Consider the following 16451-nt stretch of genomic DNA (forward strand, 5'->3'; position numbering starts at 1 on the left):
GTGGGGACACCGCCGCATTCCTATGTTTCCAGCGGCAGGGAGGAGCTGGCGAGGGCCATAAGCAAGATGCAGCCTGCCGGGATCTCCGAGCATGTCGATTGGGAGACCATAGTAGCTCATCTTCTGGGGTACCTGGTGGGGCTTAACGAGACAGAGCTGGACATACTGACCCTGGGTATCCAGGCGCATCATCTGGGATACATACCCAGGGTCCAGAACACGACAGAGTTCGAGAAGATGCGGGCGCTTCTGATGAAGGAATACCCCGAACACGGTACCAGGGACGGCCAGGTCTGGCACGTAAACGACGCTATGGAAGCACTTCTTTCAAGCAAGGGCGGCGACGGGAAGACAGTGCATGAGAGGTTCGATATTTTCCGTGAAGAAATGACGCGCCTGCTCGGCGAAAAAACGCTGGATAAGGTGCAGGAGGAAATAGCCAGGTCCATGTTCGATGTGAGGGAGTACGCCAACAGGGTTCTTAAAGAGAATAAGATAACCCTCACCCCTGATGTAAGGGTCCTGACGGACTATTTCGGAAAACACCGGGAATATTCAGAGGCCCTCAGGCAGAAGCCCGATCTCTTCAGCAGGCAACTGTCCATACATCCCGATAGGATGGCGAAGCTGGTGTCGGTCTCCCGTATCTGTTCGGTGTTCGTTAACAGGATAGACGAATCGGTCCGTGAACTGAGAGGAGAAGCAGGTGACTCTCTGCCGGAGATAGTGGACTTCACCATCAAGAACCTTCAGGCTGACAAGGAGGAGGGTAGTGACATATATGGTGCACTGGACGCACTTGTGACGCTTATCAGGGAGCAGGATGAAATACTGTTCACGATCCTGAAACAGGCCAGATCCGGCAAGGATTACACGAGCGTCATAAAACAGGACAGAGCGTTCGCGGCTTTTCTGCAGAAAGGTTTCAGGGGCAGGCAGTCAAAGGTCTTCTCCGGCAGTAATGACGTGATGAGGGTCATGGAGGAGTTCGAGCGATATGAAAAGGGAATAGGCGCCCAGTATTATTATTCCTGGGGGAATTACACCGCCTACGTGGCTGTAGTGGCGGCCTTTTTGTGGGGATTGACCGGTTCGATCCTTGCCGGAGCCCTTTTCATGTATTCTCTCTGGGCGGCGATCCGTTTTTATTCAGCCGCCTGGGATATCAAGACGACCTTCAGTTCCGTGGGGATAAGCGATTATTATTCCAAGAGGAGCCCCGTGGTAAGGAAACGCCCTGATGGTCTTCTGGAAAGAGCCGCTTATGTATACAAGCAGCTCAGGCCTTTCACCCGGAAAATGCTCAAGATACACGAAACTTTCGACAGCAGGTTCATGGCGATGGTGTTCACCCTGCCCGTCTTGACGAGGATAATTACCCACCCGTTAGTCGAGACCCGGCGTTTAAGCAGGTGGCTTGAGCTCACAATAAGGAAGAAAAGGCCTCTTTCAACTTTTGATGCTTTCGACCCAACACTCGTAAGGAAAAGAAAAGACCAGATGCAGTTTGACCAGGATGCCGGGGTGTGGTCCTGGAAGCGTGGGGACGGCCTGTCTCTTATCGCGGATATAGGGGAGGAGATGAAAAACAGGATAGGCCAGGTCAAACAGGCTCTCAGGAAAGTCGTTCCCGAAGCGGAAAAGCTGCAGCTTACGGATACCGACAGGCTGCATATGACAGTTGCCATACTTCTGGAAAGTACGACCAGTATAGATCCCGACAGGCAGCAGCAGAGGCATTCGGTGATAGAGAGGACCAAGAAGCTCGTATCAGAGCTCGGCGGGGGCGAGATAGAGATCAGCTTCAGCCTGAGCGACCTTGCTTTGTGGGAGGACGGGAGCATCGTGCTTATGGGAAGGATGGAGAACCACCTTCTCGATACGATAAGGACCGGCCTTGATGAGTTCGACCTCAGCGTTCACAAGAAAGATATCGTGCACGTTACCGTCGGCAGGATCTTCGACGAGAAGATCTCCGTAAAGACCTTCAACGATATAAGGGATGTCCTGAGGAGCTACCGGGACAGCGCCGAGCAGCAGCAGGTTTCAATAGTGCCCCGGCTCTATATCTGGAACCAGGAAGGCGTGACCGAAAACGAGAGATATATATCTTTACCCCTGCAACGGAAAAAAGGCATAATCAGCGGCAGGTTCAGCATTAAAAAGCAGGCGCGCGACCTTAAAGGGCCCCAGGCCGGACCGACGGATCCGGTAATAGAGGAGCTTATCCGCAACGGCAGGATGGTGGAACTCTTCGAAAGGGACGGTGAACTGGTCGCATACAGACTGAGGTGGCAGGCGGGTTACACCCCGGCCAGACTTCACGAGGATCTATACAGCGACGAGATAGACGCGGATGATCTGTTCACCGAACAGCAGCAGCAGAACATCCTCAGGTGGATACGCCACAACGGCCTGCCGGACGGCCGGGGCAGGGTCCACTTCCGTATAGCTCTCGACAATGTCGCGCTGGGATGGCGTGACGACGCGGAGCATTCAAATATAACCCACGCCGGCTGGCGTGACGGGTGCATATACATAGGGGAAAGACTGCTCGCTTCACTGTTCGACCGGACGGATGATCCCCTCAGGAAAGAGCTTCTGGACGAAGATGAATATATTCATTTACTGGATGCCTCTTTCGACCATCGCCGGGAAAAGGAGAACTACCGTAAAAGACTGGATGAGGTTTCCGAGCGTATACAGCAGATCTTGAGCCAGCCTCCCGAAAAATACGGTCTTTCATTATGCTCTTCCGACAAAGAGGCCAGGATGAGTTATTACGGCAGGGACCGCAATTATCCCGATTCGGTATACTGGGGCAAATTCTCGCCGGATGATATACGGTATATCGCGACGGACATGAAACCGGTGAGGATATCGGCGGGTATCTACGTAAAGGACCATCTCAGGGTAGAACCGGAAAAGATGAAGATGAAGGTCTGGATGGGGCCCGCGGACAACACGAACCGCTGGAGTGAAGCGAACCTGAGCCTTGTCCATATCAACAGGCTCGGTATGGGTAAAGAATACATGTTCGCCGGGACGCTGCCTGCGTATTTTGCCGGGGACTTCACCTTCAAGTATTCGCTTGATGGGGGGCTGACCTGGAAATGGGCCAACTACGGAGAAAATGATAACCGCAGCATAAACCGAAAGGTTCCCGAAAGGGAATACAGCGAACCACTGGGATACAGGGTCGACGGAACGAAGGCCACTGCGGATTATAAAAAATACAGGACGATAGAGCTGTACAAGGGAGATATCAATCTCAGGGCCCTGGTGGATAACGCTACCAGTGCGGAAAAGTTCTTCTGGGGCAAGGGTGTGCATGATCCACGCACTGGATACTCATATTACAGGACGAATTTCGGTCTGCTGGAATTCCGTTCGTGCAGTGATTCAAAGATCATACATATGGCGGATATAAGCTCATCCCGCGGCGAGGTGGAAGGCCAGATCCTTATCTATTATGATGATAAGTCTAATGAAATAGTCGTCACCGTCAACGGAACGGCTGATATGGACGGTATTTCAGGCAGTATGGCCCCTGAGAAAAACGGTAAATGGAACAAGACCACCATAAAGATCCCGTTGGACAGGACCGGCCGGGCGAGATCCGTGATACATAAGCCCACGGCAATGGGAATTTCCAGGGCAGGCCTTTCCATACTTCTGAAACACGCGAAGATCGAGGAGAAGTTCCCGGAACTATTCGGGTTGATAGAACAGGAGCTGGTCCTTTACCACGTGGATGACCATATGATGTTAAAGCACATGTACGGAAGCGGTATGATGGCCGTTGAGGCGATCAACACCGTTCTTGACGATCCGGAAAAACTGTCGCTCCTGCACATAAGTTACATAGAGGACATGGTGAAGTTCACCAATTCACGCATTCTCTGCCATCTGGCACTGAGCTGTCTCAGGAAACTTGTCCATAAAGGTCTTTATGACAGGGAAGAGTACCAGAAGTACGAAAGTTTCGCTTTTGAAAGGGACGTGCTGGAGGGAATGGCCGCCACGGAAAGGATAATAAGGCAGGACAGGGATTTCCTGAAGGAACTGGGGATCGACAGGAGTAATGTAGAAAATGTTCTCATAAGATGGTTCATTGACGGTCCCAACAAATCCATATACCGCGTTACGTTCAATATGTCCACGGGAGGATCCAGGGTCTTCGCCATAGAGGTGAAATATCCCCTGGGTATGGCGTCCGGGCACAGCATGCCCCAGCTTGAGAACGCGCTTCGCCTGTGGAAAAAGGCAAGCACTATTGCTGCCGACCACGTTCCGCGTATTTTCGCTGTAAGGCGCATGGACGATTACAGGCCGAAGATACTTACTTCTCCGGTGAACGGCCTCAATATGTACAGGGAGGGGGAATTCGGCGTGGATGTGCCGGGCATCTCCCCATCGAGGATCGTGTATGACGACATGCTTGTCATCGCGAGGGAATTCGTCGAGGGATACCAGCTTCCGGATTACCACGCATATGCGACAGCTTCCGAAACCGAGCGCAGGGCCGCCGAAGTCGCCGGCATCAAGGCGCTTTTAAGGTTGTGGAAAGAGGGACAGGACAGCTCCACGGCAAGGGGGCCGTTCCTCATCAAACCCGATCCCAGGAATGTGCTGGTATACAAGATAGGAGAGACCTATCACGGTGTCGTTGCCGAGATGGACGGTCTCAGGGAAGGATTTACCATCAGGGAAGTATTGCGTGCATTGCAGTCATGCGGATACGCGCGGGAAGACGTCATGAATGCCGCGAAAGAAGTATTGTCCGAGGAGGAAAATTCCACCGTTCAGGCCAATTACGGTAAATATACCGCACCTGCCGGGGACAATACCTTCTTTGTCTCTGACAAGATCTCGGAAATTCACGCGGTACACACCGGGCAGATGGAACAGGAACAGATGCAGAAGATCGCGTCGGATATAACCGCCAGTTCCTATGATATCGATCCGGCGGATCTTACGGAGTCTTTTGTGAAGGTAAGAGGCGCCCTGAGGTATCTTTCAGAGAAGATCAACAGAAATACCACTCTGCCGGAAGACCTGCGCCAGAAGCTCAGCTGGAAGATAGACATATTCACGCGGAAGAACTTCTGGCAGAACATAAATTATTATCCGGTACGTGCCGCTTGCGGAGGCGTTTTCCAGATGCTTCACGGATTCGTCAGAGAAGGCAAGGTTTATCTTGTAGAGGGATTCATTGACGATATAGAGCTCTCCGGGGAGGAGACCATAGCCAGCGTTATCCTTTATCAGGTGCTTTCAGAGCTGCGCAGCGAGGAGAAAACGGATAAAGCCGCGCCCGTCATGGATTACTGGGACGTTATAGGCGGTGTAGAAGGTGTTCAGGAGCTTATCCTCGGGGACAGGGAAACTTTCAGGGAGGCCCTTGAAAAATACGCCCGGAAGCAGCATATCAGGATAACCATGGAAGATGAGGTCCTCGGAAGGGATCTGGTCGATTACCAGAGGCTCGATGACGAGAGACAGGCCAGGAAGAACGCAGAGGATTTCCTTGAGGGGATCTTCAAGATCATGCAAGAGGAGAAGCCTGCTATTACTGACAGGGCCACTTTTACCGAATATCTCAGCAGGCGTTTCGGCGTCAGGAAATTCATAATCGGCGGAGGTAAGGGAACGCGTTTTTCACCGGACGGTATAATGATCAAGCAGATCTTCAAGCCGGACAATTACAACACGAACATAAAACAGTCCAGGATATCCGCGGCCTTCGGCAGGCTCGAGGACGTGGTCGTTGTTGACGCCATTACGGTGTTCAATCTTCTTCACAAGGACAGAAAGATCCCCGATCCGCTTAAGCTTACGATCTTCTTCAGCGTAAGGGAAGAGTTATTCGGCCTGATGGAGGAAAACTATCTCACCGAGCAGGAGTGCAAGGGGATATTGGAAAAGGTCAAATGGGTGATAGACAATGAGCTGGTCTACACCCGCAGGTCGGACCGTCTTCGCGACCTTGGTTCGGCAATGCGTTCTGTATCTCAGGCTGTTTCGGAGATCGTCGAAGACCAGAACAAAATGGACCAGTTCATTTCCGATAAGATCGCATATGCTGTTTTCAAGGTGATGATGGGCTCCGCCAGGGACCTTGTAGACGAGAGGAAAAAAGAAGAACTTTTCGGCAGGAACTGTATAGTCGTCATGGACTCCGGTGACGGCCATGGGAGCGCCTATGTGGAGGCCATGTCGGAATTAAAGGTTACGGGAAAACTCGATGATGCGAAGTATTCGGTCATCGTCCACGCCGATTCGCCGGGCTGGGGTCTGGACGATTACCCGAATTACGTCTTCATATCCTATCTTAAGACCGTGGGATCGGTCTCATCGCAGACGATAGAGCCGCCAAAGGTGACCATAGCCGCGAAGAACCCGCGGGATAAACGCGCACAGGGACGCGCGAGTATTTCAGTTTACTCGGCTAACGGCATGGGGATGGTGCCGGTTGGTATAACCGAATGGAACGAGATGAGCCCCGTTGAGAAGAGAGAGTTCCGGGAAAAAGCGCGTGCGCAGGACCCCCTGTACCTTACCAACGCCAACATCCTTATATGTGACACACAGTGGTCTTATGACAGGTCGGATGTCCTTCGTGAGGATTACCGTCATGAACTGGGCAGCATGGGAAGGAAAAAGCGCAGGCCTGTTGAGATCTGGAGCAGCGATCTTCTGAACATCGCCGCCAGAGAATACAAGAAAAACCTCGAGAAGGACAGCAGTTCCCCTCCTCTGACGCGTCTTGTGTTTATCGCGGAAGAGGCTCCCAATGCCAACAAGACCCTCAAAAGGGCCTTGGAATACAGGGACGCTTTGAGGGAGAACATCCTGAACAAGCTCAGGAAGATGAACGTGGACGTGGATAGGGGCACGACTGTGGCCATCTCCAGCAAGGACGTGGGGCCGGACTTCGATCTGGACCGCATTATCGAGAATATATTCGGCGATAATCTTAAGGGTCCGGCATCCTTCGGAAATATAAAGCTCAGGGGCTCGGTACACCTTGAGGATACCGTTACCATCGGTAAAGGCGCCGTCCTGGACGGCAGGAAAAGGGACGTTTCGCTTACCGGTTCCTGTGTCGTTGAAAGGGGAGTGGACCTTCACGGTGTCGTGGCAGAGGAAAGGCATTTCACAGAAAGCGTGGTAACGCCCGACAATAAGTTCTATATTACCGGTAGTAGATTCACCGAAAGCACCGTGGAAGCGGTAAGAGTGGATGAGGTGGATTTCAGGGACCTGGGCCTCGTTGTCGATGACAGTACAAGGATATGGCTGGTTAAGCGTGACAGGTCGGCTGCGGATGATACCGTTCTTAAGAGGATATTCGGAAGTGATCGAAAGGACGGGACGCGGGTCACCGACCAGATATTCCTTTACGGTGACATTATCCTGGATGATTCGGCGAGGGTCGAGAACGGTACCATGCTGGACGGACGAGTGGATGAAGTGATCCTTCTGGGGAACACCCACGTGCATAAAGGGGTCAACCTCAAGAGCGTTAAGGCGAATGATACGGTCTTCGCCGGATGGCAGGACCTCGACATCTTTCATTACAGGCAGCCCACGCATGACGGGAACGTACTTTTGTGCAACTCGGAGTTCGATAATTCATTTGTGGAAATAAGGGCCGAAGTGCGCGATTCGGTGGTCCGTAATTCGTACGTTGCCGGAGGAGCCATTATCCACAGGTCGGACATGGTGGACGAGATGCTCGTTGACGGTGAGCAAATGATAGACAGAAGGCTCCTCCAGAAGGATGACACGCTGTCGATGGTCGTTACCCCCTCAGAAGAGGGAAAAATAAGCTATATGCCGGGCGCCTTCGTCCTGGGAGAGCTTAAGGATGAGGACATAGAGGAGATCAGGCGCTACCAGGTAAAATCGGCGGAGAAACTTTACCGGAGATTCATCTCCGACCCGCTTCTTCTCGAGCGAATGGTCCAGGAAACAGAACTATTTGTATACAGCAGCGTTACGCTGCGATTCAGCATACAGCAGATAAGGCAGTACATAATAGCCAAGATAAGGGAGAACTGTAACGGTGAACCGGACCTTGGAAAGTATCGTTCTCTCATAGCGGGAACAAGGTCTTACGCTAAAAGGATGATGGAACGTGCGCGAGAAATAGACCTTACCGACCAGAAGAGCGCGAAAGCGTTCTTCAGGGAGCTTGCTGTTCTGGCCACGCGTTTCAATTTCGTTGATTTTTCCCTGGATCCGAAACTCTTCGATGTGGACCGGCTGATAGAAAGCGCGCAGCAAGAGAAAAAAGACACCTTCAGTGCACATCTGGATGAATTGACCGAGAAAAAGCTAGCGATCGACGGTTGCAGCGATTTTGAAGATCTCGTTTTCAGAGGCAAAAAAGGCACTTTTCTTTTCTTTACCGATAACATCGGTGAGACTGAGCTGGATGCAGTGCTATGGGAATTCCTCGTACGAATGGGCCATAAGGTCGTAATAGCGGCCAAGGACGGGTTCTCATACTCAGACATAGACATCAAAGGCGTGCAGGAGATAATCGATTCGTACTCTTCGCTTAAAAAACACGCCGAAGATGGAAAGATCAGACTCATAAACAGCGGTTCGATGACAGAAGGGGTTCTGCCCCATAAGTTCAGCAAAGACGTATTGGACACTTTTTACGATTCTGCCCTTAAAGCTATCATCGCCAAAGGGCAGGCCAATCTGTTCACGCTTTCCGCGCGTAACAAGATCAGCGTACCGGTAGTGGTCATGGTCCTGGCCAAGTCCATGACGGCAAAAAAGGTGACCGGAATAGATGTTAACGTAAGCCCCGACGGCACGAAAAGTTTTTATCCCATATTGGCGGTGGTGCCCGAAGGAGTGAACGTCACCAATTACGTGGGTAAAGGGCGTTTCGGCGGGAAGCTGACCAGGTTCGGGAAAGCCCCGGAATATAAAGACGAACTCGACACGGGCGGACACGCTTTTACCGCCAGGGCGGGCATGACGTGGGCGGGCTATTTCTTCAAGGCCGCCCTTGTGCAGCTATTTACTTTCACTGCTATTGCCATCGCGGCGTATAAATACGCGCCGACGTTTTCGTGGAACCTCATGGCCTTGGGCACGCTGATAAATCTGGTGCTTCTTGCCTCATCTTACGAGTTCTTTATGCTGGGCCGGGAAACATACGGGGCCATAGTCAGATATATTTTCGAGGGCAGAGCTTCAGAGGATGTGCTTGAAGAGGACAATGTTTCCAAGAAGCAGGCCATGGATATTAAGATCGCCGAACGCGGGGCCAACAACATCATACACTACCATCCTGCTTTCAGATACCTGTCCGAGTACGGGCAGGAGCTGGTCAACATACATGAATCCTTTAAGGACCACAGGCTCGGGATGTTGGCGCTCATTCCTCTTCTGGGAAGGATAGTCCGTCTCAAACTGGCAGAAGATGACCCCAAAGCCATGATGATACATTCCGATTATTCCAATATGCAGGCGATACTTGAAGAACAGCTTAGGGCGAACGTGGAGACCGAGTTCCTGAAAAAAGCTTATATTGAGGGGGCCGAAGAGGTGCCTGTAGAGAATTCCAGGCTCGTAAAGGTTTCGGACCGTTCCGCGGACCCCGATATTATACGACAGCAGGAGCTGCTGGCGCATGAGAGGCTAATTAATCGAATATGTACTTTCTGTGAGATACCGGTATTGTCCTCCGAAGCCCCAAGGTCCAAAACCGCAGAATGGGCATTCTCGGTCGATCCTTCACCGGTATTCAGCTCGCAGATGATAGCGATCCGTTCCAGGCACGTGAGCCAGGATACGACCGGTTATGAAATATACTATGACATATTTCAGATGCTCAAGAACCTCAGAGGGTATCAGGTAAGCTGGCCCAGCAGTCTCGGCACCAGTTATCCCGAACACCTTCATGTACATATGTTCAAAAGGAGCGATCCGGCTCCTGTTGAGGAGTATGAGACCCTTCCCATATGCAGGGACAGGAAGGGCGAAGGTGTCGTGCATCTGGTGAAAGATTACCCGGACAGGGACCACGCCATAGCCGCTTTCATGGTTTCCGGAAGTACCAGGAACGCGGGTATTTTCGCCAAAAGATGCGCAGACCTGGAGGCCGTTATCAGGAACGCCGGCTATGAAGTGGACAAGTTCATAAGCAAGGAGAAGAACGGTCTTATCAGGGTGTTCTTTTACCCGAGGACGGCCTCTAACCGTATCCCCGAGTCTAAAGAAAGATATGGAAAGCTGACCGGTCCGCTCCAGATGAGCGGGATATGGGTTCTCCTCGATAAAGAGGAGCGAGACAGGTTCGGACTTGAGAAAGCACATGAGGTACTTTCAAAAACCACCCTGAGCTTTTACGGGGACGTACTGCAGTCGATCGTAGGTCAGGTGCAGAGACATTTTTATGAATCGGAGGGCATAGGTCTTCTTCCTTCGAGCATGGATCTGATGGTGACATACGCATGCAACCTGAACTGCCCCGTATGCTGGGGTTCTTATATGCCCAGACACAGGATATTCGCTCCGGATGATGAGAGAATTGAACGGGTGGATTTCCGGCAGGGAGTGGTCCACTACCGTGGAAAAGATGGAGAGACGGTTGAAAAATTAGAGGATAACGGCGGTCTCGCGCGCGAAGTGAATATCATAAAACGGAAGCTAAGCATATATTTCGCTTCACAAGACATAACAACCGGGATCTCGAAACTCAAGTTCTTTGACCTTAGTGACGACGGTACGATGCTGAAAAAGCTTACCGTGGTTTTCGAGGACGGCACCAGCAGAAGCATTGAACCTGAGAGTGATGAGTACGCCAAAATGACGCTTGAAGTCCAGAAAAGAATGATAGACGTCATGTACGAGAACGGTATGAGGCGTATGGTGTTCACCGGAGGGGAACCAATGCTTGAAAAGCATCTCAGGGATCTTCTGGTCTACGCCAAACAGAAGGGCATAACTACATGGCTTTTCACCAACGGCATGTTCATGGACGAGACCAGGGCGGATCGGATCATGCCGCATGTGGACATGATATCGCTTTCCCTTGACGGTTATGATGACAAGACCAATGCCAGGAACAGAAAACCCGGACATTTTGCTGCAGTCATGCGTGTCCTGGAGATATTGAAAAGAAAATATCCGGACAAGGAAGTGCAGATCCTTACGGTGGTCACCGAACGCAATAAAGGTTATATACGCAAGATCGGTTTTCTCCTCAGGAGGGCTATTAAGGGGCTTAACAGTTTCAAATGGAAATTGAACTATTACAAACGTATCGGCAGGTCCCAGAAGGAAAGGGATATACAGAACGACCCGTTCCTGATGGAATATGGCAGGTTCGTTGACCTGGCAAAGACCATACAGAGAGAATTCAGGGATATAAAGGTGCGTTACAGCCCGCCCGAACATGACAAGGCATACCTGTTCGTGTTCCCGGACGGGACATTGTCGACCACCGTTGGTGCGAAATACCTTGAACTCGGCAACATCCTGGATGAAAAGACCCTCCAGGACGAGGAGAACCTCAAGATATTCAAGACGATAACGGATAATATACGGCGCCGCTCGATATTGATACCCCAAAAGGGTTCGAAGGCCATTCCGGATTTCAAAAAGCGTAACGTGATGGGCGAACAGGGGCTGCATCTCATCCAGCAGCTGCTTGATGAAGCGGGAGAGAATATCAGTGAGCATAGCAGACGCGTTCAAAGGATAGCTATTCTGGTGGCTGAACGTCTCAGGCAAAAAGGCGTCCGGATCACCGATGGATCCATGGAACTTTTGGCCAGGGCCGCCCTTGCGCATGATATCGGTGCGAGAGAAAAATATAACCCCGCCCTTAAGGATGTCCGTGAAAGAATCACCGCCGGCATACACGAGCATGACGAAGACAGGGTCGAGATGACAAGGATATCACTTCTGAACTGGGCGAATACCAAGGCGCTTACCTATGATAACCTGCCCAGGGAGGAACTTATCCAGAATCTCAAGCAGGCGAAGGAAACGAGCGATTTTTATCCGGTTTACCGAATGTATATCAAATATGTGGCATTGGGCAGGCAGAAGGAAGACTCCCTGAGCATGGAGGAAGAGATGGTCTCAAGGAACCTGTTCGACCATGGCGGAAGGAGCGTGGAGATACTACGGGAGAACAAGCTTGAAGTCCCGGTGGAATTCGAGATTTTGGTCAAATACCATCACGACTACAACAGCCTGGAGGAAAGGCTCAATCAGATGGAAGAAGAAGGCAGGATCAGCCACGAGCGAGCCATGCAGGTTAAACTTCTTTCGACCGTCCTCATAATATCCGATATTTTCGAGCAGGGTAACAATCGCAACCGCATGAACGGCAAGGTGGAGAGCTTCAGCGAGACTTTCGCGATCTTCAACGGGTTTATCTGGAAGAGGTTCAACCAGACCGAACATATCAGGGATACCAGAGCAATAGAAGCTCTGAGGGATTTGCTCATAGTGGAGAAGCGTTCACGCGGCACGGACGGGAAGCTTCGTCCGTTCGTAGACCAGCGGCTTGCCGAAGTGATAGCCGATGCCAGGGGTGTCGCGGGGGCACAGAACAGCTGGCTGACAAGTGAGGATAAAGCTTTCCAGTTCCGCATGCTCGCGCAGGAGAACCAGTCCGCTTATAGAGCAAGTGATTTCGAGGTGGCATTGGGCGTGCCCTCAAAACTTTATGAGAAGCTCGACGAGACGGCCATCGACCAGATCAAGGACATCCCGGGGGTCTCGGCCGTTATCAAGGTTCGTTCCTCAATAAGGGTGGAAGAAATGATGGAGGATCTTACCATACAGACCCGGGGCGCAAAATGTATCAATGCGCTTATATCCGATGACATAATCGAAGGCATCGAGGACCGGGGGGACGCCGTGGAGCAGATAAGGCTACTCGTCTGTGATTTCGTGAACAAGGCCAGGAGGGACATCCTCTCGCTGACCGATCCCGGGATGACGGATCTGACCGAGTCGAGCATACAGGCCATAAATGATATCAACGAACTTGAGAATATCATGGGGATAATCATCCGGGCTTTACCACACAGCCAGTCCTACAGGCTGAGCGAAAAAAGCATGCGCCAGATACGGATAGAGAACGCATATGAATCGTTCATCGCCCAGCGTGCCGAAGAGACCAACCGTATTGAGTATCTAGACCGGATGCAGGAAAATGCCAGAAAGCATTATCTGGTGCATTTTGCAGACGGACAGACCCTGATGGAGGGTAAAGGCGCTGCGGTCATACCGCCGGGACTTGAGATACGCAGAAGGCGCAAGGTGCAGGGAGTAAACCGTATGCTGGATGCTAATCTTGACAAGTTCTTCGTCGTAGCACCCGAGAACGCCGATACCGATGAAGAAAGAAGCCGGTTCAAGGAAAAACTGATGGAAATATGGATGCTGGAAGGCGTTGTCTCCGAGGATGACATTATCATACTCGAGAACAGAGGCAAAGAGGGCGAATACACTTCAAGCGAGCTTTACAGCATGCTCAGGACCGAATACAAGGATGCCACGGCGGGTAATACCGGCATACGCTGCATCAAGGGCAGGCTGGTATACGATGAGGCCGCCCAAAAGGAAGCGATACTGCAGATCACCATGGCTTCGGACGCCCCGAGCACGATCAACCAGTACGAGGTATTCGTGAACCTCTTGATATCCCGCGAGGACGGTGACATGGATTACACTATCCAGGGATTGAGGATGTTGATCCCCGGTCTGTACGAATACCTGCCGTTCTCAAGACCCGTGGATCTTGAGGAAGAGATCAGGCGTTACCACGACAGGTTCGTGAAACAGGTGCTCATAAAGGCCTAATCCGTGATCCGTGCGAGGCGCTACGCGCCCCGCGCGGGTTGCGGATCGGGAGGCTTTAAGGCTTATGGAGGTAGGCCGCAGGAGGTGCGGGGAGAAGGAAATATCCTGCATCGCCACAAACAAATTAGGATATAAAATAGCCAGTTAATAGGTAGTTGACATAGGAAGGAGACCATGCTATACTGTTACTAAGGTTGAGAAATAAAAAAGCCAGTTTAACAGATTTCTATAGGTTGGGTTAAGAGTTTCAAGATGCGAGTTAGGGTTAAGGAAAGCAACTAAGTGAAAGGATACGCTGTACTGGTTAGAGGACAAAAAAGGTAGAACATTTTAGTTGAACGGAGAACTAAAATGTGCTATCATTTATCTATTAAACGAAAAAAAAGCCAGAAAGGCGTATAACAGCGAGGTAAACAAAATATGAAAGCTTGGCATAATAAAGGATCGGACAGCACAGTCTTACCTAATACAGCCGCCTCCGGCGGCGAGGTAATGCCTGGGATATCGACTTTCAAGTCCAGGCACATGCGATTCATAAAAACAGTTGCACTGATCGTCATAGGGCTGTTCCTTCATCAGCAGGTAGTTTGGGCCACGGGCGGGGAAGCCGTCTGGTCCACTGCATTAAAGGGAACTAAACATGATTATGATTATGACGGTTACAATACCGGCCGTGATTTTGACATACCCAATGACGTCGCTCAGAAACAAAAGGCCCATCTTAACGGCGGTGACGAGGTCGTTATTCAGATACAGGACGCTCACGCGTCCCTTTCAGCACAGTATTCCATCATAAAGCTGCTTGATTCACTTGCAGCGAACTATGAGCTTAATTTCGTCGCTCTTGAAGGAGCGAAAGGGCTTTTGGATACTTCGGTTCTCAAGACCTTCCCGGATGAGAAGATACGCGAACACACGGCTGACTTTTTGATGCGTGAAGGACGCATGAGCGCGGGTGAATTCTTCGCGGTCACTCGCGATAAGGATATCTGCCTGTACGGTGTCGAGGACGAAGAAATGTACAGGAAGAACGTCGAGAGTTTCTGCGGCGTGGCTGATAAACGCGCCGAGCTTGTCAGTATGGTGATCTCTTACCAGAAGAATCTCACGCAGCTCGAAGAAAAAGTATATTCTGACAGGCTCAGGGAATTCATTGACAAAAGCCGCGATCACAGGGACGGAAAGATCAGTTTCACCGAATACTGGGAACAGGTCAGCGACATGGCGGCCAGTCTCGACATCGATAGCTCCCGTTACGATGAGCTCAATAAACTGCTTAACACCGTGAAACTGGAGAAGGCGATAGATTTCGTCAAGGCCAATCAGGAGAGGCGCGCTCTTATTGATAAGCTCAGCGGCCTGATGGAAAAAGCGGAACTGGAGACGCTGGTCCTCAAGTCGGTCGATTTCAAGAACAACAAGATCTCCCAGGGCGGTTTCCACAGCTATCTGGCCAATCTCGCCGAAAAACACCATATAGGAACAAAAGGCTATGAGAACCTTATAGCTTTCACTAAATACGTTTCACTTTACGAGACCATAGATATTTTCAGGATGTATCACCAGATAGAGGCTTTCGAGGAAAGCCTTCTGGATAAGATCTACCGCAATGATGATGAGAAGCGTCTTTATAGAACGGTTAAGATGGCAAGGCTCCTCAGGAAGCTTTACAGCATGGAGTTGACCAACGGTGACGCCGAGTACATAAACGCCAACCGTAAGGATTACACGCCGGCCGGTTTCGCAGGGTGTCTCAGGGACCTCTGCCGTAAATACAGGGTCACCTTAGGTGATTGTGATATCTCCCGTATACTTTCGGGTTTCGATCAGGCCCTGGAGTTCTACCGCATAGCAGAAAGCAGGAACCAGGCCATGCTCGCCAACACCGTCCGTTACATGAGCTCCGAAGGGGCCAAGGTGGCGGCGCTGGTGACAGGAGGATACCACACCAAGGGGCTTACCAAACTTATGGAGGACGAGGAACTTTCCTACCTTGTCATAGTTCCCAAATTCGAGAAGGATAAAGAACGTCCGTATGTGGCGATACTCACCGGAAAGAAAAAGCCCTATCAGGAGCTTCTCGATTCCGGGAAATATCAGCTCGCGGTCGAGGCCTATTTCTATTCCACCGACGGCGATATCAACAACATGAAGACCGCCATATATCACGCTCTGGGTGAGACCGTGCTGGAGGGTAAGGATCTTGAAGGAATTAAAGGGATATGGAGACAGGCCTACAGGTCAAAGTACGATTCACTGACCCCGCGGCAGATAAAGAACATGCCCTTTGATCCCGTTTCTCCGGAGGAGTTCGACGAATTCATAGAAGATATACAGGTCGTGTCCAAAGGCGGGGATAAGGTCGTGATAGGTATGGGGCTTGAACAGGCCCATATTACTCTCAGCAGGGAAGGGGGCCTAACACGTATCCGTGACGCTTCCGGTGCTGAAAGGCAGCATTACAGAAGAAGGATGAGCACGAAGGTGAGAATGGACAGGCCGGGTACTCGTATCCTGGACGAGGAGAAAAGGGAGAGTATCAACGAAAGCCTTTCCTCCGATGAACTTGCCAAAGAGATCGCCGATCAGCTGGGTGT

2 protein-coding genes (1 of these 2 only partly in view) are annotated in these 16451 nt (G+C 51.2%); both read left to right on the plus strand.

Going from position 1 to position 16451, the window contains the following annotated elements:
• Positions 1-13854, plus strand: partial view of an NAD-dependent epimerase/dehydratase family protein gene (locus tag GF409_06565; GenBank protein ID MBD3426878.1) — the 3' portion only. The gene continues 24816 nt to the left of window position 1, outside the view; the window shows 13854 of its 38670 coding nt (coding positions 24817-38670); the start codon falls outside the window, past its left edge; the stop codon is at positions 13852-13854.
• Between the two features lie 492 nt (positions 13855-14346).
• The coding region (locus GF409_06570; protein MBD3426879.1) for a hypothetical protein at positions 14347-16451 on the plus strand (2105 nt) is incomplete at its 3' end.

The sequence above is a fragment of the Candidatus Omnitrophota bacterium genome (genome assembly GCA_014728045.1).
Classification (GTDB): domain Bacteria; phylum Omnitrophota; class Gorgyraeia; order Tantalellales; family Tantalellaceae; genus WJMH01.